General features: G+C 66.9%; 18 protein-coding genes. 5 read left to right on the top strand and 13 right to left on the bottom strand.

The window, feature by feature from the left end; genetic code table 11:
• Nucleotides 1-50: 50 nt before the first annotated feature.
• Complete coding sequence (locus ACN9M4_RS00255) at nt 51-1,709, bottom strand: helix-turn-helix domain-containing protein (RefSeq protein WP_426301231.1); 1,659 nt, start codon at nt 1,707-1,709, stop codon at nt 51-53.
• Between the two features lie 72 nt (nt 1,710-1,781).
• Between ACN9M4_RS00255 and ACN9M4_RS00250 the strand changes: the two genes are divergently transcribed.
• From ACN9M4_RS00250 to ACN9M4_RS00240, 3 genes are all read left to right on the top strand, one after another.
• Nucleotides 1,782-2,093: a pyrimidine/purine nucleoside phosphorylase gene (locus ACN9M4_RS00250; RefSeq protein ID WP_426301229.1), complete on the top strand. Its 312-nt coding sequence runs from the start codon at nt 1,782-1,784 to the stop codon at nt 2,091-2,093.
• An 89-nt stretch (nt 2,094-2,182) separates the two neighbouring features.
• Complete coding sequence (locus tag ACN9M4_RS00245) at nt 2,183-2,773, top strand: hypothetical protein (RefSeq protein WP_426301227.1); 591 nt, start codon at nt 2,183-2,185, stop codon at nt 2,771-2,773.
• Nucleotides 2,774-2,831: 58 nt separating this feature from the next.
• On the top strand, nt 2,832-3,743 hold the full coding sequence (locus ACN9M4_RS00240) for an NADP-dependent oxidoreductase (RefSeq protein WP_426301225.1): 912 nt from the start codon (nt 2,832-2,834) through the stop codon (nt 3,741-3,743).
• Nucleotides 3,744-3,809: 66 nt separating this feature from the next.
• Here the strand turns inward: ACN9M4_RS00240 and ACN9M4_RS00235 are convergent, their stop codons facing one another.
• The 4 genes from ACN9M4_RS00235 to ACN9M4_RS00220 are packed head-to-tail and all read right to left on the bottom strand — an operon-like array spanning nt 3,810 to nt 9,087.
• Entirely contained in the window at nt 3,810-5,120 is a 1,311-nt protein-coding gene (locus tag ACN9M4_RS00235) for a cytosine permease (protein WP_426301223.1), read from the bottom strand.
• Between the two features lie 42 nt (nt 5,121-5,162).
• Nucleotides 5,163-6,584 (bottom strand): DUF1116 domain-containing protein, encoded by a 1,422-nt coding sequence (locus tag ACN9M4_RS00230; protein WP_426301221.1) that lies wholly within the window; start codon nt 6,582-6,584, stop codon nt 5,163-5,165.
• A complete protein-coding gene (gene fdrA / locus ACN9M4_RS00225) occupies nt 6,581-8,110 on the bottom strand; it encodes an acyl-CoA synthetase FdrA (RefSeq protein WP_426301219.1) in 1,530 nt (509 codons plus the stop codon). The genes ACN9M4_RS00230 and fdrA overlap by 4 nt, the downstream gene beginning before the upstream one ends.
• An 11-nt stretch (nt 8,111-8,121) precedes the next feature.
• Entirely contained in the window at nt 8,122-9,087 is a 966-nt protein-coding gene (locus ACN9M4_RS00220; protein ID WP_426301217.1) for a DUF2877 domain-containing protein, read from the bottom strand.
• 111 nt (nt 9,088-9,198) lie between these two features.
• On the opposite strand from ACN9M4_RS00220, the gene ACN9M4_RS00215 reads away from it, so the two are divergent.
• Nucleotides 9,199-10,128: a carbamate kinase gene (locus ACN9M4_RS00215; protein ID WP_426301215.1), complete on the top strand. Its 930-nt coding sequence runs from the start codon at nt 9,199-9,201 to the stop codon at nt 10,126-10,128.
• 118 nt (nt 10,129-10,246) lie between these two features.
• Here ACN9M4_RS00215 and ACN9M4_RS00210 read toward each other — a convergent pair whose 3' ends face one another.
• A complete protein-coding gene (locus ACN9M4_RS00210; protein ID WP_426301213.1) occupies nt 10,247-11,650 on the bottom strand; it encodes a flavin monoamine oxidase family protein in 1,404 nt (467 codons plus the stop codon).
• A 148-nt stretch (nt 11,651-11,798) separates the two neighbouring features.
• On the opposite strand from ACN9M4_RS00210, the gene ACN9M4_RS00205 reads away from it, so the two are divergent.
• Nucleotides 11,799-12,467 (top strand): TetR/AcrR family transcriptional regulator, encoded by a 669-nt coding sequence (locus tag ACN9M4_RS00205; RefSeq protein ID WP_426301211.1) that lies wholly within the window; start codon nt 11,799-11,801, stop codon nt 12,465-12,467.
• Nucleotides 12,468-12,588: 121 nt separating this feature from the next.
• Here ACN9M4_RS00205 and ACN9M4_RS00200 read toward each other — a convergent pair whose 3' ends face one another.
• Genes ACN9M4_RS00200 through ACN9M4_RS00170 form a run of 7 tightly spaced genes read right to left on the bottom strand, consistent with a single transcriptional unit; the run spans nt 12,589 to nt 19,614 of the window.
• Complete coding sequence (locus ACN9M4_RS00200) at nt 12,589-13,782, bottom strand: MFS transporter (RefSeq protein WP_426301209.1); 1,194 nt, start codon at nt 13,780-13,782, stop codon at nt 12,589-12,591.
• A complete protein-coding gene (locus ACN9M4_RS00195; protein WP_426301207.1) occupies nt 13,772-14,122 on the bottom strand; it encodes a hypothetical protein in 351 nt (116 codons plus the stop codon). Before ACN9M4_RS00195 ends, ACN9M4_RS00200 begins: the two co-directional genes overlap by 11 nt.
• On the bottom strand, nt 14,119-14,841 hold the full coding sequence (locus ACN9M4_RS00190) for a cupin domain-containing protein (RefSeq protein WP_426301205.1): 723 nt from the start codon (nt 14,839-14,841) through the stop codon (nt 14,119-14,121). Before ACN9M4_RS00190 ends, ACN9M4_RS00195 begins: the two co-directional genes overlap by 4 nt.
• Nucleotides 14,838-15,995 (bottom strand): sedoheptulose 7-phosphate cyclase, encoded by a 1,158-nt coding sequence (locus tag ACN9M4_RS00185; protein ID WP_426301203.1) that lies wholly within the window; start codon nt 15,993-15,995, stop codon nt 14,838-14,840. Before ACN9M4_RS00185 ends, ACN9M4_RS00190 begins: the two co-directional genes overlap by 4 nt.
• Before the next feature lies 1 nt (nt 15,996).
• On the bottom strand, nt 15,997-17,169 hold the full coding sequence (locus tag ACN9M4_RS00180; protein WP_426301201.1) for an acyltransferase family protein: 1,173 nt from the start codon (nt 17,167-17,169) through the stop codon (nt 15,997-15,999).
• Nucleotides 17,144-18,751, bottom strand: coding sequence for an FAD-binding oxidoreductase (locus ACN9M4_RS00175; protein WP_426301199.1), 1,608 nt, complete (start codon nt 18,749-18,751; stop codon nt 17,144-17,146). The genes ACN9M4_RS00180 and ACN9M4_RS00175 overlap by 26 nt, the downstream gene beginning before the upstream one ends.
• Nucleotides 18,748-19,614, bottom strand: a complete 867-nt coding sequence (locus ACN9M4_RS00170; RefSeq protein WP_426301197.1) for a hypothetical protein — start codon at nt 19,612-19,614, stop codon at nt 18,748-18,750. Before ACN9M4_RS00170 ends, ACN9M4_RS00175 begins: the two co-directional genes overlap by 4 nt.
• Nucleotides 19,615-19,682 lie beyond the last annotated feature (68 nt).

Genomic DNA, 19,682 nt, shown 5'->3' with positions numbered 1-19,682 from the left:
CAGCTAGCCCGTTCTGGGAATATGGCCCACCGGCGAACTTTGGATCTGGTTTATGGACGCGGCGGATAACCATTCGCGTCGTCGCGGAAGCCGCGGGCTTTCAGGGCCAGCCACATCTCGGTCTGCGCATCGATGCCGTCCAGATCGTGCCCGGTAAGTTGGGCGATCCGTTGTATCCGGTTCCGCACCGTATGGCGATGGACACCCATCCGTTCGGCAGTTGCCTCGATGGAACGGCGCTCAAGAAGCCAGGTGTGGAGCGTGAGGAGCAGGGATTCGCCGCCGCGCGAGTGCTCGATCGGGGCCAGCGCAGCGGCGGAGAACAATTCCAGATATTCGGAAGGGGCGGCGCGGATGAGGAACTCATGCGAGGCTCCGTCGACGTACTCGATGGGCGCTCCGACACGGCGGCTCGTCTCGAGAGCCAACGCGGCTTGCCTGATGCTGCGGGCGGAACGCTCAGGAGCTCCGGGGGTGCCGATCCCCGTCGGGACATCAAGGCCGTAGTCTGCGAGAGCCTGACGGGGTTCCACCGTTGCCAGGCATTCGACAATACGGTGCCGGTGGCGGATGAAAGGCGCGGCGAGCACCAAGGCAAGATCGTCGACGAGTACTTCGGCGTGGGTCTCGTTGCGCGCTTCGATGGCCACGCCGCGCAGCGCGCCCGAATCAATGCCGAAGCTCCTGAGGAAGGCCCGCGCGCTGCCTTCTTCGGTAAGCGTCAACAGCCGCGCAAACCCGTCGGCACGCTTGCGGCGTGCCGGCTCGTCGAGGAACCATAGGCGCTCGAATTCCAGCGCCAGCAGAGAGCGCAGCGCCGGCGCGGCAAGCTCGGCGGTCGGCCGGCCCGTTGGAATACGGGCGCAGTAGCCACGCACGGTGTCATTGCCGGCGAAGGGGGAAATCTCAAGCGGCTGCTGCGCCGCCGCGGCTCCTGCCTCCGCCAGGGACTCCAGCGTGGTGGAGGACAGGCGGAACTGCTCTCCCAGGCGGGGTGCCTCGTGACTGGCGAGGCGTTCGCCGAGGCTGCCGAGCAGGCCGGACGGGAAGGCTGAGCTGCGGCCGAGCGCCCGCCCCAGCCGGTCGAAGACGGCTACAGGCTCAGCTGTTCTCTGCTGCCAGCCGTCCAAGAGGTCGCCAAAGGAACCGCCTCGTGCCACGATCGCGGTGATCTCCATCTGAAGATCGAGGGGGCGTCTCAGTGCCTCCCGCAGGGCATGCGAGTGAAGGGCCGTGATGGAGTGTGCGATCCGCCCGAAGTCGGCGAACTCCGCAACAAGCAGCGGCAGATCGTGCCCTTCCGCCAATTGGAGCACCTGTGCGGGCAGCGTCTCGAACACGGCCCCGGCACCGAGGCCGATGATGAGAGCTGACGCGCCCGCGCCCGTAACTCCGGAAAGGAACTCCTCCCAGGCGGCCCAGTCCTCGCCGAGGTGGAGTCCGCTTGTCAGCACCAGTTCGCCGCCATGGAGCTCCGGAACCGGACCTCGCTGCTCGACGGTAATCGGGATTCCGGCTTCCCTTTCCGCGCCGTTGCCAGCGTGGGCGATCGTCAGACCCAGCCCTTCAGCCAACGCGAGCCTGGCGACCGTGAACACTTCTCCATCAAAATTCACGGCCCCATCGTAGCAATCATTTCGATCAGCAGAGTGTCCGTGGTGGCGAGAAAAATATTGCCAAAGTGTACGGTCGGGCGATTGTTCGGTCATAACACCCTCGGTAGATTCGCAGCAGGCCGCAGACAGCGGACCGAAGACGACAACACCGCAATTGGAGCATTCATGATCGGGCAGAACGAGTACTTTGAAGGACAGGTCCGCAGCCTTGAATTTCATAACGAGCAGGGAAACTTCACAGTGGGAGTGATGGAGCCCGGCGAGTGGACGTTCGAAGCCCCCGTCAAGGAATGGATGCATCTCGTCCGCGGCACCTGGGACGTACAGCAGCCCGCCCGCCAAGGGGAGTGGAGGACCTACAAGGAAGGTGAACGGTTCGAGGTCCCAGGCGGGACCGACTTCACCGTCCGGGTGAGGGACACTGTCGCTTACCTCTGCCCCTACACCGGCGAATTCCTCGGCCACCTGGACATGTAACTCGCCGACCGCGCAGCCCCACTCGCCACCGCTGCGGCGCCGGCGCATACTGGAGAAAAGGCGGCCCTGCAGCGTGCGGAGGTGTCCAGATGTCCGCCATATCCGGAGTCCAGCTGAGCCTTTGGCAGACCGTCTTCTGGGCGGCGCTGCTCGTGACGGCAGTGGCGGCCACCGTCCTCTCGCTACGGAAGAAGCAGGGACAGGAGCCGGACGCCTTCTTCTGGAACGCCTTCGCCGGGCTCGTGGTGATTTTGCCGGCACTGCTCGTTCCCGCTCTGCTCTCCCCCGCCGTCGGGCTCGTCCTGTTCTGCCTCGCGGCCGCCACCGCCCTCGCCGCCCTGTTCGGCGAACGGAAGGTGGGTGAACTGCGCCGGCAGCAGAACATGCACGCCGCCACCGCCGCGCGGCACAGGGACATCCTCCGGCGCTGGCAGCTCTACGAGCTCGACCCCGGCCGGCAGATCGACTACCCGGCTATGAGCGATGCGCGGGTTCCGTCCACCGCGGAGCTTTTCCGCGCCATGCGACAGGCGGAGTCCTCCCGCTTGATGGCCGACGGCGGGTACCCGGCCGCCGTCGAGCAGCTCGCCCGGGCGCTGGAGGACGCCGAGAGCGCGGCCGGAGCCGCTGTACCGTCACCGGGGGTCACGCTCCTTCACGCACCGAAACCTCCGGAATAACGTGCCGCCGGCGTTGCTTGCACCGTGCACCAGGCAAACAACGAGCAAGGAGGACGGCATGGCACGCGCAGTACGGTACGAACAGTTCGGTGGACCCGAGGTCCTGAAGGTTGTGGAGGTCGAGGAACCGCATGCGGCTCCGGGCGAGGTGAGGGTCCGCGTATCGGCCGCCGGCCTGAACCCGGTGGACTACAAGATCTTCCACGGCGGCCCTGCTGCTGAAGCGTTCGGTGGCGCACCCGGCTCCGGCGTGGGCAACGACTTCGCCGGAGTCGTTGATGAAATCGGCGAGGGCGTCACGGAATTTACCGTCGGCGATCGCGTCTACGGCGGCAAGCGCCACGAGGCCATCGCGGACTTCGTGGTGACAACTCCCTCGGCGCTGCACCGCACGCCGGACGGCGTCACGGACGAGTTGGCCGCCGGGCTCTCCATCGCCGGGCGGACGGCCGCGGCGGCAATCGACCAGCTGGAACTGGGCGCCTCGGACACTGTGCTGATCGGCGGCGCGGCCGGCGGCGTCGGCGTGCTGGCCACCCAGTTGGCCGCCCGCACGGGGGCCACGGTGATCGCCACCGCGTCGAAGCGGAACCACGATTTCCTGCGCGGACTGGACGCCATTCCAGTCAGTTACGGGGACGGCCTGGCGGACCGGGTGAAGGACCTCGGAACGCCGACGGCGGCAGCGGACCTCAACGGCGTCGAAGTCATCGAAACGGCCAAGGAACTCGGTGTTCCGGCCGGGCGCATCACAGCCATCGCGGCCCATGGCCACGGCGGCGGCGGCTTCGTGGCGACCGGCGGCTCGGACGCGGCGGCCGACGCCCTGCCCCGGATCGCGGAGGGGCTGGCTGACGGCTCGCTCGTGCTTCCCCTGGAGGCTAGCTATCCGCTGGATCAGGTGGCCGACGCGTACCGCCGGCTCGAACAGGGGCACGTGCGCGGCAAGATCATCATCACGCTCAACTAAAGACCGGGACGGCAGGAGGGGGCCGGTACCGCCCAAAGCGGTGCCGGCCCCCTCCTGCAAGTACGGCTAGGCCGCGGCCGTCCTGCCGGCCAGCGACTCGATCGCAAGGTATGCCCCGAGCCCGACGAGCAGGCCCACCACCGCGTCCGAAAGCATCGGCGCACCGAAGTGGACCACGACGGCGGCCACGGCACCGATCGCCCAGGCGATGAACGCCGTCGGGCGGATCTTCGACTCGGCACGGCCCGCAAGGCGCTTGCGCAGGATGATCTGGTCGGCAATGAGCACGGCACCCAGCGGCGGAACGATCACGCCGAGGAACGCGAGCCAGTTCACGAAGAGGCTCCAGACGCCCAGCAGGGCCACGGCGACGCCGATCACGCCCAGCACCAGGGTGAGCAGGCGCATCTTCGAGCGGGTCAGGTGGGACCAGCCCAGGGCGCCGTTGTACAGGCAGTGCGTGCACACCGAGCCGAGGTTGATGACCACGAAGACCACCACCAGGGCGTTCAGGAGCGGGTTGTCCACACCGGTGAGGATCGGCGTGAAGTCGCCGCCGGCGGTCTGGGCCGAGGCGATCGCGCCAGCTGCCACCAGCAGGCCGCCGCTGAGCTGGGCGATGAGGCTCGCGAACGGGAACGCGGTAGCGGTGGCGAGCACCGCTTCGCGGCCGTTCTTCGACCAGCGGGTGAAGTCCGCCGTCATGGTCCCGGAGTCGGCGAAGGTGGCCATGATCGAGGTGACGGCCACGCCGAAGGTCATGGCACCGCCGCCCACGCCCTGGAAGTTCACGATCTGGCCCAGGTCGTGGCTCTGCGCAGCGATCGCGATGGCGATGACCACCGCGACGATGAACAGCGGAGCCGCGATCGCACCCAGCCAGGACAGCGCCTTGATGCCGAGGTAGGTCACCGCGATGAACGCGACGCCTGCGATCGCCACTACCAGGGTCTCGTTCCAGCCGAAGGCCTTGTTCAGGCTGGCCCCGGTGGCCCCGGTGTTGAAGGCGAACCAGCCCACCACCACGGTGGCCAGGAAGCCGGAGGCAATGGCATAGCCGGCTGTGCCGAATGTCTCCGTGGCCTGCAAGGCGAAGCTCTTGCCCGTCTTGCCGGCCCGGTAGCTGAGCAGGCTGACGTAGACGAACATGATGAGGTTTGCCACGACGATCGCGGCGAGACCCTGCCAGAAGCCGAGCAAGGCGACCACGAGGCCACCGGGCACGGCGTTGGTCAGGATCATCGGGAATCCGAACCAGACGGCCGAAACCGTCAGGAGGGATTTCCGGTGGGTCTGCGGGACCGGGGTGTGCTCGAATTCGGATTCGAGCCCGGCCTCGACGGCGGTGCTTTCAACAGTGCCCGGCGGAGTCGTCATCGCCACAACTGCTTTCTCTTAGGGGTTTCTGAGGGGGCCGGCTCAGGCGAGCTTGTCCGCGAGGGCAAGGATTGCCTTCTCGAAGACATCGACCGGTGGGTGGGTGATGCCGGCGCCGATCATGCCGATGCCGGCGTCCTTGTGCGCGATGGCGGTGTTGATGACCGGGAGGATGCCGGTGTCCAGCACCTTGCGGACGTCGATCGCCGTCGGGAGGCCCTGGAAGCCCAGCGACGGGATGGTGATGTTGCGGTTCTCGGTGGTGGTGATTTCGCTCATCGCGTGCGTGAAGGCGACGGCTTCCTCCACCGTGCCGCCAACCAGCGCGACGATCGCCGGGGCCGCGGCCATGGCGAAACCGCCGAAACCGTAGGTCTCGGTGATGGCACTGTCGCCGATGTCCAGGCCTGAATCCTCCGGCTTGTAGCCGGCGAACATCGGTCCGATCACCTTCTGGGCCGGGCCGGTGAGCCAGTGGTTGCCCGGCAGGCCGCTGACGCGGATGCCGAACTCGACGCCGTTGCGCGCCATGGTGGTGACGATCGTGGAGCCTTCGATGCCGTGTGCCGCGTCGAGGGCCGCCTTCGCCGTCGCCATCCAGGTGGGGCCGGAGAAATAGTCCGAGCTGGCGATGAAGTCGAAGACTTCCTTCTTCTGCTCGGTGCTGAAGCCGGTCTGCAGCAGCCCGGGCGCCAGGGCCTGGAAGAGCAGGACGGTGCCGGCGACGTTGCGGTTGTGCGCCTCGTCGCCCATATGGAGGGCCTGGGCGAGCATCAGGCGCAAGTCGATGGCGCCACCGATTTCCATGGCTTCCTTGAGCATGGGGCCCAGGACGTCCCGCATCCAGACAAGGCGGTCGATGACGCTCTGGTCATAGGCGCCCATGCGCAGGATCTTGGCCATCTGCTCGGACAGGTTGGTGTAGGCGTAGTTGCCGTGGGTCTCGTTGCGGACCACGTGCATGTACATCGACGCCGAGGTGACCCCGGCCATGGAGCCCACGCAGTCGTGCTCGTGGCAGGGCGAGAACGTGATCTTGCCCGAGGCAGCCACTTCCTCGGCTTCGACGAGGTCGGCGGCGAGGCCCTCGAAGACCAGTGCGCCGGTGACTGCACCCTTCATCGGCCCGGACATCCGCTCCCAGGTGATGGGCGGGCCGGCGTGCAGGATGGTGGTGGGGGTCATGCCGGGGACGACGTCGATGGCCCTGCCGAAGCCCACCAGCATCGGCTTGGCGTTCATGATGCGGTCTGCCGCCTCGGCGTTCGCGGCGGCGATCTTCTCCGCGATCTCCTGGTTCTCGAGCTTGTCCAGGGCGGCGATGACCTCTGGCTTGCCCCCACCGGGAGGCGCCCAGTCCAGGGTGCGGACCTTCGCGCCCTGTGCCGCGATGTCCTCTTCGAACATCGCGAGGCCGACGTTGACGACGTTCAACTCACTGTCGAATAGTCTCGACATGCTCATGCCTTGATTCCTTCCCGGACGATTGCGCGGGCGAACTCGCCCGTTTCGGTGCTGCTGCTGGTGATGGTGACGCCGGCCGCCTCGAGTGCCGCGGTCTGGGCGGCAAGGCCCGGCGTATCAAGGTCAGTCCCGAGGACGTACGCCACGATCTCAAGGTGGCGGCCGGCGTCGGCGGCAACCTTCTTGGCTTCGGTGATCGCCGGGAGGGTGACGCCCACCGGGTCTTCGTGGGCGCCGAAGCCCAGTACGAAGTCCATGACGATGGCGGCCACGGACGGGTCCTTGGCCTCCTCGACCAGGCGCGCCAGGCGGTTGGAGGGGTCGATCATCGGGTGCGGGCGGCCGTTGGTGAACTCGTCGTCACCGAAGTCCAGGAAGGTGTGGCCACGGCTCGGGTCCGCCGCGCCGAGCACGAATTCCGGGTTCTTCTGGATGTTGCTCCAGACCTCCTCGCCGTCGTTGAGCAGCGCGTACATCGACTCGTCGCAGAGGGTGCCGCCGCAGAACAGGCCGCGGATATTCGTCTGCTCCGGGGTGAGCCGGGCGCGCACGGAATCGATGCGCGTGGCGTCGGAGGCCTGGGGCTGGACCGAGGGGGAGCCGGTGAGGCGCACGGCCGCCAGGGCGGCGTCGAGGCTGCTTGCGGCGAAGGTGCCGCCCGCAGCGGTGACGGCTTCTTCGGAGCCGCCGATGAAGTACACCACCACGGGCTTGCCGGCGCCGGCGATTTCGGCGAGGACCTTCTTCTCCACCCCGGGTGCCGGGGGCTTGGACACGAGGACGATCGCTTCGGTCTTCGGGTCCGCCGCCAGGGCGCGGATGCCGTCGATCATCATGACGCCGCCCACCTCGGCGCTGAGGTCGCGGCCGCCGGTGCCGATCAGCTGGGAGACGCCGCCGCCCAGCGCGTGGATCCGGACGCTGACTTCCTGCGAGCCGGTGCCTGAGGCGGCCACGATGCCCACCGTGCCGGGCCGGACGGCGTTGCCGAAGCACAGGGCCACGTTGTTGATGATGGCCGTTCCGCAGTCCGGGCCCATCATGAGCAGGCCCTTCCCGTGGGCGAGGGCCTTGAGGGCGATCTCTTCCTCCACGGGGACGTTGTCGCTGAACATCATCACGTTCAGGCCGTTTTCCAGTGCCTTCCTGGCCTCGCGTCCGGCGTAGGCGCCGTTGACTGCGATGATCGCAAGGTTTGCGCCCGGGTCCGCCTGCGCCGCGGCCGCGATGGTGCGGTAGGAGATTTGCGCGCCGCCGCCGCCGGGCGCCTTGCGGGTGAGCAGTTCCTCGATCTGCGGAATGATCTCCCCCGCTTCGGCACCCGCGGAGGGGACCACCACGATCATCAGGTCGCCGTTGCCGGCCTCCGCCAGTTCCGGGGTGAGCAGGCCGAGGTTCTGCAGCACCCCCTTGTTCATCTCGGTTCCCATCGCGACGAACGCCTGCTCGACGCCGTCGAGCCCGTTCGCCTTCGTCGATATCGACATCAGCGACACCGAGTCGAAGTAGCTGTTTTTCTTGATCACCGCTGTGACACTCACATGGACCCTCTCAGTTCTTTTTCGAGTCGAAGTCCGGCCAGGAGGCCGGACAGTATGTCCGTCCCGGAGGTGTGGCCGATGCCGAGGGCACGGTCCACCGGGGCACGAAGGTGCCGGACCAGCCCGGCGGGGTCTTCCGCCCTGTGGCGGAAAAGCTTGCTGAGCAGTTCGAGCAGGCTCTCGCGGGCGCGCCCGTCCACTGCCTCCCGCAGCGTCGTCCAGCTGAGCAGGGTGGTGCGGTCCGGATGCTGCCCGACGACGGCGGACAGCGCCCCGCGTGCCGCACCGAGCCGGCTTCCAGGTTGGGCAGCGAGCAGCGCGAGGCCGCAGAGGAAGTCGTCGCCCGCCGGGGTGAGTCCGGAACCCAGTCCGAGCAGCTGCAGTGCCGCCTCCCCGATGGCCATGCTGTCGCCGGCGCGGACCGCCGTTTCGAGGGCTTCACGGCCCGCCCGCAATCCGTGCGCGATTCCGGCGTCGAAGGCGTTGGCCGGGGCTTTGGCGTTGGCCTCGGCGGCACCCTCCACGGGGGGCGCCTCCAAAATGCCGCCGCGGACACCGTGGGTCTCGAGCAGGCCGCCGAGCGCCGCGGCACCCGTGCCGAGCTCCGCCGTCGTGATGTCCGCCAAGGGAATGCGTTTCGCGAACCATTCCCGGGCGCCGGGGAGCAGCACCACGGAGTCCGCGGAGTCGAAGGAGATTGCGCGCGTGCTGAAGTCCGCCGGATCGCCGGCCTGGATGCCTGCGCCGCTCCAGTCACGCACTTCGGCGCGGATGGTCCAGGGTGCGTCGTCGAGCTGGCGGGCGGCGAGGGTGACCAGCTGGCCCCACGGCGCGACGATGTTGATCGCCCGGTCGAAGACCGAGTGCACCTTCCCGGTACCGGGGGCGTCCCGGAGGGCGGTGACCAGGGCGGAATCGATGGAAGCTGCTGGTATACAGTTCGATCGGATTGAAGCTGCCATAAGGCTCCTAAGGCCATTGCTGCCCGGACGATCTTCGGTCATCTCGGCTTTGTTCCTTCAGATGGTATACCATCTGCGGTATTCTAGAGCCAGTCCCAGAGGAGGATTCAAATGCGACTAGTAGTTGCACTGGGCGGAAACGCCCTCGCGAAGCGCGGCGAGCCAATGACGGCCGACCGCCTGCGGGCAAATGTCAAAGAAAGCTGCCAGGCGCTTGCCAAGCTGGCACGCGAACACGAAATGGTGATCACGCACGGCAACGGACCCCAGGTGGGCCTCCTTGCCCTGCAGAACCTGGCCTACCAGGATGTGGCGGCGTACCCGCTGGACATCCTGGGTGCCGAAACCCAGGGCATGATCGGCTACGTCATCCAGCAGGAGCTCTCCAACGCCCTCGCCGGGGAACGCGAAGTGGCCGCCATCGTCACCACTACCGTCGTGGATGAGAACGACCCCGCCTTCCACCGCCCCACGAAGCTCATCGGCCCCACGTACTCCGCGCAGGATGCGGCCGAGGCCGCGTCCGAGTACCGGTGGACCATCGCGAAGGACGGCAATGCCTTCCGCCGCGTGGTTCCCTCCCCGGAGCCCATCAGCATCGTCCAGACCCCGCTCGTCCACACCCTCCTGGACAACGGCACGCTGGTGGTCTGCGTCGGCGGCGGCGGTGTTCCGGTCAAGCTCGACGGCAAGGGCCGCCAGATCGGCATGCAGGCCGTCGTCGACAAGGACGCAGCAAGCGCGACGCTCGCGGCCGAACTTGAGGCGGACACGTTGATCATGCTCACGGACGGCGACTTCGTCAGCGAGAACTGGGGCACCCCGGAACAGCGGGACATCCTCACGGCGTCCCCGGAGGCCATCTCCGAACTGGCATTCGCCGAAGGCTCGATGAAGCCGAAGGTGGACGCGGCAATCCGCGTCGCGAAGGCCGGGGGCCGCGTGCTTATCGGCCCGCTGGACCGGCTGGACGATTTGCTGGCCCGCAAGGTCGGCACGGAAATCCGCCCGGACGTCCCGGAAGGGATCGTCTTCGTCTGAGTCTCCGGCTCTCCGGCTCAGGCACTCCCGCACTCCCGCACTCCGCAACAAAAAGCGTCCCGGCCCCTCGGAAATCCAAGGGGCCGGGACGCTTTGTCGTTCCCAGGGGCAGTGGCTGTCAGCCGACCGGCTGCGCTGCGCGGTCGTTCGCGGCGATGATGCGTGCCGCCGTCTTCTTGCCCATGCGTACGGCGCCGTCCACGTGCTGGTAGCCCTCGGCCGCCAAGTCGGAGGAGGACCAGTAGATCGGGCCCACGGCGGCGTGCTGGTCCTTGCCGTAGCGCGAGAGGCCGCCGAGATCGTAGCTGGCCGCGTAGGCGCCGCGGGTCCATTCCTCGGAGCCCCAGTCGGAGAGGTAGAAGACGGAGGGGTTCCTGGCCTCTTCGCCCAGGTACTCGGCGATGGAGTCCAGGATGGCCGCCTTGCGGTCCTCTTCGCTCAGTTCGAACATGGCGTCCGCCTTTTCGTCGGAGACGAAGCCCACCAGGGTGCCACGGGCGTCGCCGTGGTTGGTGTTGTCGTAGACCTCCTGGACGATCGATCCGGCGCCGAAGCAGGTGCCGGAAAGGCCCTTGTCGCGCCAGAACGGGGTCTCGTAGACGGCGTGCACCTTGATGACAAGGCCCAGGGACTGGTGCTGGTGCATCTGGTGCTGGCGGCGCGGCAGCGGCGGATTGTAGGAAACCCGGCTGTAGAGATTTGGCGGGACCGCCATGATCACGAAGCGGGCGTTGACGGTGGCGCGGTCGGATTCAACCGAAACGCGGTAGCCGGCAGATTCGTCGCCGGGGGCAACTGCTTCCCAGTTGATGGTGCGCACCGGGGAGTCGAGGACGACGTCGTCGCCCAGCTCCGCGGCGATCCGCAGGGAGACCTGCTGCATGCCGCCGATGACGCGCTTGTCCAGGATGAAGTCCTCATCGGTGAGGTTGCTGAAGGAGCCCGCGGAAGCGGCCATCAGCACTGCCTGCAGGGCGGAGAAAGCGTGCGCTGGCTTGGTCAGCATGCCCCCGGCGATGAACAGGCCGATGTTGTTGCAGGCTTCTTCGTCCGGGGAGTTCTGGCGCAGCCAGTGGTGGAAGGAGATGGTGTCCAGTTCGCGGGCCTTGGGGTGGGCCCAGGGTTCCTCCGCACCGATCTCGGCGGCCAGGCCGTCCAGGATGGCAGTGAGCTTGTCCATCTCGACGGCGGTGCTCTCGCTGACCGGGAAGGAAGCGCCGGTGTAGCGGGTGTGCCTGCCGTCTGCGCCGATGTAGACGGACTCGCCTTCGCGGTAGCGGGAGTACATTTCCAGGCCGAGTTCCTCAAGGGTTTCCATGAGGACGGTCTGGTCCGGGGAAACCCACTGGCCGCCGATTTCGAGCATGGCGCCGTCGATGGTGTCCGTCCAGGTGCGTCCGCCCACCCGGTCGCGGGCTTCGAGTACTGCGACAGTGAGGCCAGCCTTCTTCAGTTCGCGCGCAGCGGTCAGGCCGGACGGACCAGCGCCAACGATGACGACGTCGCGGTCAAGCTTCAACATGATGTCCTTTCCTGGCCGTGCTCCGTTGGCCGGCCCGTAAAGCTATAAATGAATGCCGTTCATTTATCCCTACTGTACCCGTGACTTAGGTAACTGTGAAGCCCCCGGTGGAATAATGCTGGAAACACCGCTTCCAGAAAGGTCACCCATGCCCGAGCCCTCCCCTTCCCCGGCCGAAACAAAGCCGCGCCGGAGGGCCGGCCGGCCTGTGGGATCCGTCCTGGACCAGGCCGGCATCACGGCGGCCGCGTTGGCACTGGTCAGCAAGAAAGGCTACGACGGCCTCACCATGGCGGCGCTGGCGAAGTCGCTGGGCGTGGCCCCCTCGGCTCTCTACAACCACGTGGGGTCGAAGGACGATGTGCTCAAGCTCGTTGAAGAAGACCTGATGTCCAAGGTGGACTCGAGCGTCTTCGGCACCCTGCCCTGGGAGGACGCCGTCCGGGAATGGGCCTACTCCTACCGGGACATCTTCTCCGCGCACACACCGCTTATTTCGGTCATCGCGGTCTTGCCGGTGACCGACGCCCCGCAGACCCTCGCCATGTACGAAGCCGTCACGGAAGGCTTCCTGCGTGCGGGCTTCCCCGAGGACCGGATCATCCCCTGCATCGTGGCACTGGAGGCCTACATCTTCGGGGCTGCCTTCGATGCGACAGCACCGGCGGACATCTTCGACTCCGGAAAGCTCGCCGAATCCACGCCGCACTTCACGGCAGCCGTGCGCAGCCTCGGTCCGGTGAACTACCCTTCGGACCTCGCCTTCCGCATGGGCCTGGACGCACTCGTTGCGGGCTTCGGGGCGCTGCGCACCTGAAGAGCGATGCTGAACAGCACCGCGGCCCAGCTACGTCGCGGTGCTGTTCAAACAAAATCGGGACAAACAAGAACACCCCGGTCCGAAGACCGGGGCCCTGGTCGTGATTTTCGCTCGCGACTCAGTTGGCATATTGTCCAGAAGCCGTACCCAACTCTGCTTCGTCGGAATCCTGTGTGCCCGGTACTATCTGCTTTCTTGCGAAGGTCCGAGCGGTAGCGAGCCCGACCGCGCTGAGCACAAGCAGCGCTGAGCCTAGGAGGCTCGGAGCGTTTGTCGAGAACCCAGTGACTGTGGCGCCGCTGACGGCGCCGACGGCGATGCCGGTGTTGAAGGCGACGACGGCGGCGCCGGATACGAGTGCTCGGTGTTGCGGTGCTTGCTCGAGCATTTCGGTTTGGATGAGCGTCGGGAGGAACCCGAAGCAGGCTCCCGCCGTGACCGCTGCAATGATCGTGGTTGCTGGTCCGGGCACGGTGGCCATGGCTGCGAGAACGAGGCTTTCGATCGCGATAACGGCTACCGCCCGGCCCAGTCGGTTTTGTCTGGCGATAGGTCCGGAGAACGCGGTTGCAGCGATGACCGCGGCACCGTAGAGGCTGAGAACCAATGCGGCCGGGAGACCCTGTGCCTCGACGGCAGCTGCGAGGAAGGTGTAGTAGGCGAAGTGACCGGCTAGCGCCAATGCGAAAAGCGCGGCAAGCCACACGATCCCGGCCGGTGATCTCTCCGCGGGTTTCTCCGTTATCCCACCTTCCTGTGGCACGGGGTGCGGAGCGAAGGAGACGGCGGCGGCGACCCCAAGGGATGCGAGTGCGAGGGGTAGGCGCCAGTCAAGGGCGGCCAGAGCTTCCGCCGCCGGTACGCCGAGCGCCAGGGCCAGGCCGTTGCCGAGGAGGACTCGTGCGACGGCTTGCGCGGTGTTCCGGGGCGCTGCGGCTGCGGCGAGGGCGAGTACGAGCGGGAAGAACGCGGCGTGGGCTGCCCCGTTCAGAGCCCGGAAGGCGAGGTAACCGGTGAGGCCGGGCGCCGCTGCGGCAGCCAGGCCAAGGACCGTGAAACTGAGCCCGGCAATGATAGTTGCGTTGCGCAGGTCGAACCGCTGGGCGAAGCCGGCCAGCGGCAGCGCGAGGAAGGCCGTGCTGAGGGCGTAGATACTGGAGCCGGCAGCTGCGGAGCCGATATCGGTGTGCAAGGCGGCAGCGATGTGGGCCAGCGCGCCCGCGGGGGCCATTTCGACGGTGACGGCGAAGAACAGGGCCAGGGGCAGGGCCGCTGCGCTGAGCGGCCCTGCCCCGAGGGTGTTAGATGGCACGTTCGGCCTCTGGCAGTTCGGGAACACGGGCCGGCAGGAGCTTGGTGACTTGTTCGGGGTAGGCACGGATGTTCAGGATCTGGGTGGCGGTTAGTGCGGTCAGGGTTCCTGCTTCCCCGGCCGGTGCCAGCAGCATGTTTCCGGCAGTGAGGTTCTGGCCTTGGTAGCTGGCGGCGCCGGTGAGGATGATGACTGCTTCGTGGACTCCTTGGTTCCCCAGGCCGAGATCCTGGCCGGGGGTCAGGGCCCAGTGTTCGACGGATTCGGTTTCGCTGTGCAGCATGCCGCGTCGGATCAGGCAGCTCCAGTAGTCGTCCGGGTCGATGATGCTGATGATCATGGCTGGGAGATCTTCAGCTCGACGGTGAACAGTTCGCCGTCCGACTGCGGGGTGAGGGTGGCCGTGGTTCCTGCCGGGACGAGGAAGGAGGCGGGCGCTTCGATGCGGGCGGAGGAACCGGGGAAGGAAAGCTCGGCGGTGCCCTGATTGAGGAATCCCGCGATTTCGGTACTTTCGTGCCCGAGCGTGATGGTCTCACCGGATGTGGTGGTGTGGCGTTCGACGGCGGTCAGCGGGCCGTCGAAAGTTCCTTGGGTGTCGACCCTGGGGGTGGTGTTGAGGTCGAAGATCTGTGCTGGCATGGGTGCGGTCTCCGTGTGGCTGGTGCCGGTCAGGGCGTTCTGGGTGCGGGGTGTGAGGGTTTCGATGACCCACCAGTTCAAGGTGGTGTCGCCGCTGTTACGTAGCCCGTGGACGTTCCCGGGTGTGGTGAGTGCAAGGGTTCCGCGCCGGACGGGGTGCGGGGTTCCGTTGAGGAAGAACTCCCCCGTGCCGTCGAGGATGAGGTAGATCTCTTCGGTGCGGGTGTGGCGGTGTTCGCCGCTGACTGCACCTGGCGGCAGGCTCGCCCATTCGACGGCTTCGGTCGGGGAGGCGAGTTCGCGGCGGGTGTAGAAGGCTTTCCAGCCGGTTTTTCCTTCGGCGCCGTGCACTCCGAGTACGGTTGCGTGTCCGGCGGGGGTGCGTGGGCGGGGCGGGGCCTGGGTCAGGAGGCTCATGCGGCGGCACCTTCAAGCTGCCCGCTGCCTTCGAGCCCTGCGGTCGAGGTCAGGATGTCCAGGGCTGCGGTGATGTCCGCCGGTCCCAGGTCGTTGACGAACACGGCCGAGCCGATCCCGACCGGCAGGGGCAGCCGCTGCAGTCCGTTGCGGTGGCGGGTGGTGTCGGCGAGGCCTTCGAGGAGGTTGTCCACTGTCATGGCCGGGTGCGTGACAGGGAGCCCGAGTTTGCCCATGACGGTGAAGATCCGCCGGGCCTGTTCGGCGGAGACGAGGGCGCGGTGGACGCTGATCGCGGTGGTGAGTGCCATGTCGAGGCAGACGGCTTCTCCGTGCAGAAGTTCGGGCAGGGCTTTCATTTCCACGGTCGGGGAGAAGCTGTGGCCGTAGTCGACGAGGCGTTCGAGGGTTTGTTCCCAGAGGTTGGGCTCGAGTTCTTCGAGCATCCCGGCGATGGCCCGGCCAATGATGGCCTGTTCGGCGTCGTTGTGGTCCTGGAAGCGGCCTTCGAGGGCGGCGGCGCCGTGCTCTTCGAGGAGGGTGAAGAGTTCACGGTCTTTGATGAGCGCGATCTTGAGGATTTCGGCGAGCCCGTTGGAGACGTGACGGGTGTCGAGGCTGGCCAGGAACGAGGTGTCCAGGAGGCTGCGCGAGGCGGCGAAGTAGGTGCCGATTTTGTTCTTTCCGGCTTGGAAGTTCACCCCGGTCTTCACTCCGACGCTGGCGTCAACGATGCCGATGAGGGTGGTGGGTACCCGGACGAAGGGGGTGTTGCGGCGGTAGATGCTGCAGGCGAAGCCGACGATGTCGGTCAGGACCCCGCCGCCGATCGCGATGACGGGTTCGCGGCGGCGGTCCAGTTTGAACGATTCGATGGCTTCCAGGACGGTTTCGACCGCGGTCCAGCGCTTGCTGCTCTCCCCGTGCGGCAGGACAATGATCCGGTGCTCGGTCAGGTTGGCCGCGGCGTAGGCGCGGATCTTGTCGCCGTAGAGAGCGTCCACGGTGGTGTCCGTGACGATGAGGCGGCGGGAGCCGTACTCGCCGTCGATGAGGGCTGGGTTGGCGGGGTTCAGGATGTCGAAGCTGGTTTCGACGCGGTACTGGACATCCTGCTGCGCGGAGACGGTCCAGGAGCGGTTGGTCGTGGTCATGTCAGGCCTCTCGTGTGGTGATGGGACGTCGGGTGGTGAATGGGTTCAGGGATCGCAGGGCGTTGTTGGCAGGCACTTCGACCGCCCGCCAGAGCAACCAGGCGCCGGCCAGGCTGGCGGCGAAGGCCGCCAAGCCAACCCCAACGGCGGCGGTGGCCGGCAGAGCGCCGGGGCCGATCAGGCTGCGGGTGGCGCCCAGGATGATGTCGTGGACCATGTAGAACGCGAAGGACAGCTCGCCCAGCCTTACCGCGACCGGTGAGCTCAATGCCTTCGGCGGGGCCGGGTCCTGGGCGGCGGCGATGACCAGCACGGTCACCGGCAGGACATAGGCGGCGTCCATCTGCCATGGCAGCGGAAGGAACAGGCTCAGCGCATATCCGGCCGCGGCGAAGACTGCCGCTGCGCCGAGCCCGATCCGGGGAAGCAGCCCCTCGGTGACGGCGCGGGCGGCGAGCATGCCCACGACGAATTCGAGGAACCGGACCGGCGGCAGAGCGTACACCGCCCAGATCTGCGGGATCGAGGCCCCATAGAGGGGTGACTGGGCGTGGTTGGGGCCGAAAATGGCCCCTTCGGGCAGCAGCCCGGCAAGCACCGGAGCGGTGGTGATCAGCACGACCAGGAGGGCCGCGGCGGGCAGGAGGTTCCGTTGGGGTATCCGCCGGACCCAAGGCAGCACGAAGGGGAAGGCAAGGTAGAAGAACAGCTCGGCCGAGAGCGACCAGCTGGGGTGGTTGATGCTGAAGAACGCCGTGTCGGCCGGCACCCAGGCGTGCAGCAGGAAGAAGTTAGCCGCAGCCTCACCCACCGTGGCCGCACCGAGCCCGGCGATGCCAAGCGCAATGACGAAGGTGACGACGTGGTTCGGCAGGATCTTGGCAAGTCGGCGCCAGATGAACCGGGACGGGGTGTCGCCGTCCCTGGCCGACCAGGTGAGGACGAAGCCGGAGAGGACGAAGAAGAAGGTCACACCGAACCAGCCTCCGTTTTTCAGCAGGAACCGCAGCGGTTCCACGGCGGGGGCGTCGCCGGCGAAGAAGCGGTTGAGGCTGAGGTGGAAGGCGAAGACCAGCAGTGCGGCGTGGAAGCGGAGCCCAGTCAGGGCATTGAGCCGGGACGCTCCCGGGGAGACCGGGGTGGTGGTTTCAGGCAAGAGGGATGCTTTGGGCATGGGAGAACACTCCCTTCGGGTCATAGGTGCTTCGGGCCCGTTTCAGGCGCGGCAGGTTGGATTTGTAGTAGAGCTCGAAGGAACTCTGCCCGGAGGTATTCCAGGCCTGGTCGTTGAGGTCGACGTCGGCGTAGTTGATAAACGCGCCGTCGGCATCCGCATTCGGCAGCGGGACCCCGCCGGTGGAGGCGAACATGTTCTTGTAGGTGGTGCGTGTCCAGGCCACGTTCGCGTTGTCGTCTTCGGGGTTATCCCAGATGGAGACGACCTGGAACTTGATGATGGAGTCGCGCTGCGGCACGGCGGTCGCCGCAGGTGCGGTGTCGTTTACGGCCCCGCCGTAGGAGGCGATCATCAGTAGTGCGGTCGGGTTGGAAATTGACGGGTCGTTCAGGCCCCGGTAGGCGGCAGCGATGGCTTCGGGCGTGTAGCTGCGGCGCAGGTACGCGGACTTTCCTTTGAAGCGGCGGGTGGAATCCGGCCCGGTGAAGCCGCTCCACTGGGTGGCCTGCAGCCAGGGAACCAGCCTGTGCTGAAGGACCTTCGGTGCGGGGATGCCGTCGGCGACGGCGGCCAGGTAGCGTTCCAGGATGCCGGCGGCGTCAGGGGTTCCGGCGTCGATGATCGTGTCCATGGTGATCGAACCGTTGGACCGGTGCCAGGTTTTCAGCTGAGCGAACAGTGTCGCTTCCGAGGTCCCCGGGGCTGAGTTGGTTTCGTGCCAGCGGCCATGGTTGCTCAGCAGGCGGGTAAACGCGGCCTCGTCAATGCCGGCCCAGTCCCAGGCGACCGTGCTGAGCCAGACATGCCGGGGCGGGGCGGGCAGTGCTTTCTCGGGCTGGTCGCCGCTGGCCGACGGTGAGCGCAGCCAGTACCGGGTGGCGATACCGAAGTTGCCCCCGCCGCCGCCGGTGTAGGACCACCAGAGGTCATGGTGCGGATCCCGGGGATCGCGTGTTCCTCGGCTGATGGCCACGGTCCCGTCCGCGCGGACGTGGACAGCTTCAACGGCCAGGAGGTGATCGACGACGAGGCCGTCGCGCCGGTTCATGCTGCCGTAGCCGCCGCCGGCGATGTGCCCGCCCGCGGCCACGGTCGGGCAGTTCCCCGCTGGCGCATAGACACCCCACTGTTTGTAGAGCAGTTGGTACACCAGGCCCAGCTGGGCGCCCGCCCCGACTTCGAAAGCCTTCATCTCCGGATCCCACCGGACCTGGTCCATAGCAGAGGTGTCGATGATGGCCTGGTTGTCGCCGTTGGCGACGAAGTTCTCGTAGCAATGCCCGCCGCTGCGGGCCGAGGGACGAAGCCCGAGAGCCAGGACCGTGCGCAGTTCTTCGGCGGTCTCGGCCGCGGTCCGCGGAAAAGCGATCCGTTGAGCAGTGCCCTTCCAGCGCAGGTTGGTGCCTTGCAGCAGGTCCTCGTACTGCTCCGAGCCGGGAGTGATGACCCGATACGGTGTAGGGGCCGCCGTCGTTTTTGATGCTGCCTGCGCGGCAGGTGCCTGGTTCAGGGCGAACACGCCGGCGAGGGCGCCGCCCACGCCAAGGAACGCCCTCCGGGACGCGGTAGTGGCGCTCATACGAACACCCCAGCAGCGATCGGGCCCCGGCGAACGTCAGCTGCTGCCTCGTAGGGCAGTTGACCGTCCGGCATGTTGATCAGTTCCAGCTGCAGACCAAAGGGCGAGTCGAGGTAGACCCAACGGTCTCCGGCGATCGGGCCGTCCGTGATCGTTTCTGCATCCCCTCGCGGCACATACCCGCCGACAGGGTGCAACGCTTCGGCCGAAGCATCGACGTCATCAGCGTGGAAGGCCACATGATGGCCGCCAAGGTCACTGTTCGCCGGGCGCGGCGAGGGTGAATGAGCATGAAGAACCGCCAGCTGGGCCCCATAATCCGAGGTCAGCAGGACCCCGGAGGCGCCGAACGCAGCCACGGCTCCTGCCTGGCGAAGGCCGAAAGTGCTTTCAAGTCCGGAGACCGCGCCCTGATAGTCGTAGCGGTTCAGGCACACCGCACCAACAAGCTGCTCGGCCTGCCCGCCACCGGGAGTGCTGTGCTGGATGGCAAGGTGGATGCCCGAGGGCAGGATTACTTCGTACCCGGGCACAGGGTCCTCGACCGGGCGGACGACGGCGTTCTCTGTGAAGAGCCGGGAGACAATCCTTTCGAGCCTCGGAGTTCGCAGCAGCAGGAAAAACGTTCCTGCTTCACCGGCCGTTGCCGTCCACGATCGCTGCTCGGCGCCGGCGTACTCGAAGAGCTCAAGGTTGGTTCCCAGGGCGTTCATCGCGGCAACCTGCAAGGTGCAAGATCCGCGGGAACCCAGCTTGTGCGCCATCCAGCCAGGTTCCGGGTCCTGGATGGGTCCTTCGATGTAGCAGAGGCCGGCACCGAGGGCGTTCCTCAGGTCATGGATCGCTTCCTCAAGCGATCGCACGGTCAGACCAAAATGGTCAATGCCGCGTACTCGGGCACGGTTCATCATTCCCCCTAATGTGTGAAGCG

It is taken from the genome of Arthrobacter sp. R-11 (assembly GCF_049913155.1).
GTDB lineage: Bacteria > Actinomycetota > Actinomycetes > Actinomycetales > Micrococcaceae > Arthrobacter.
This window is presented reverse-complemented; position numbering and strand designations above follow the sequence as displayed.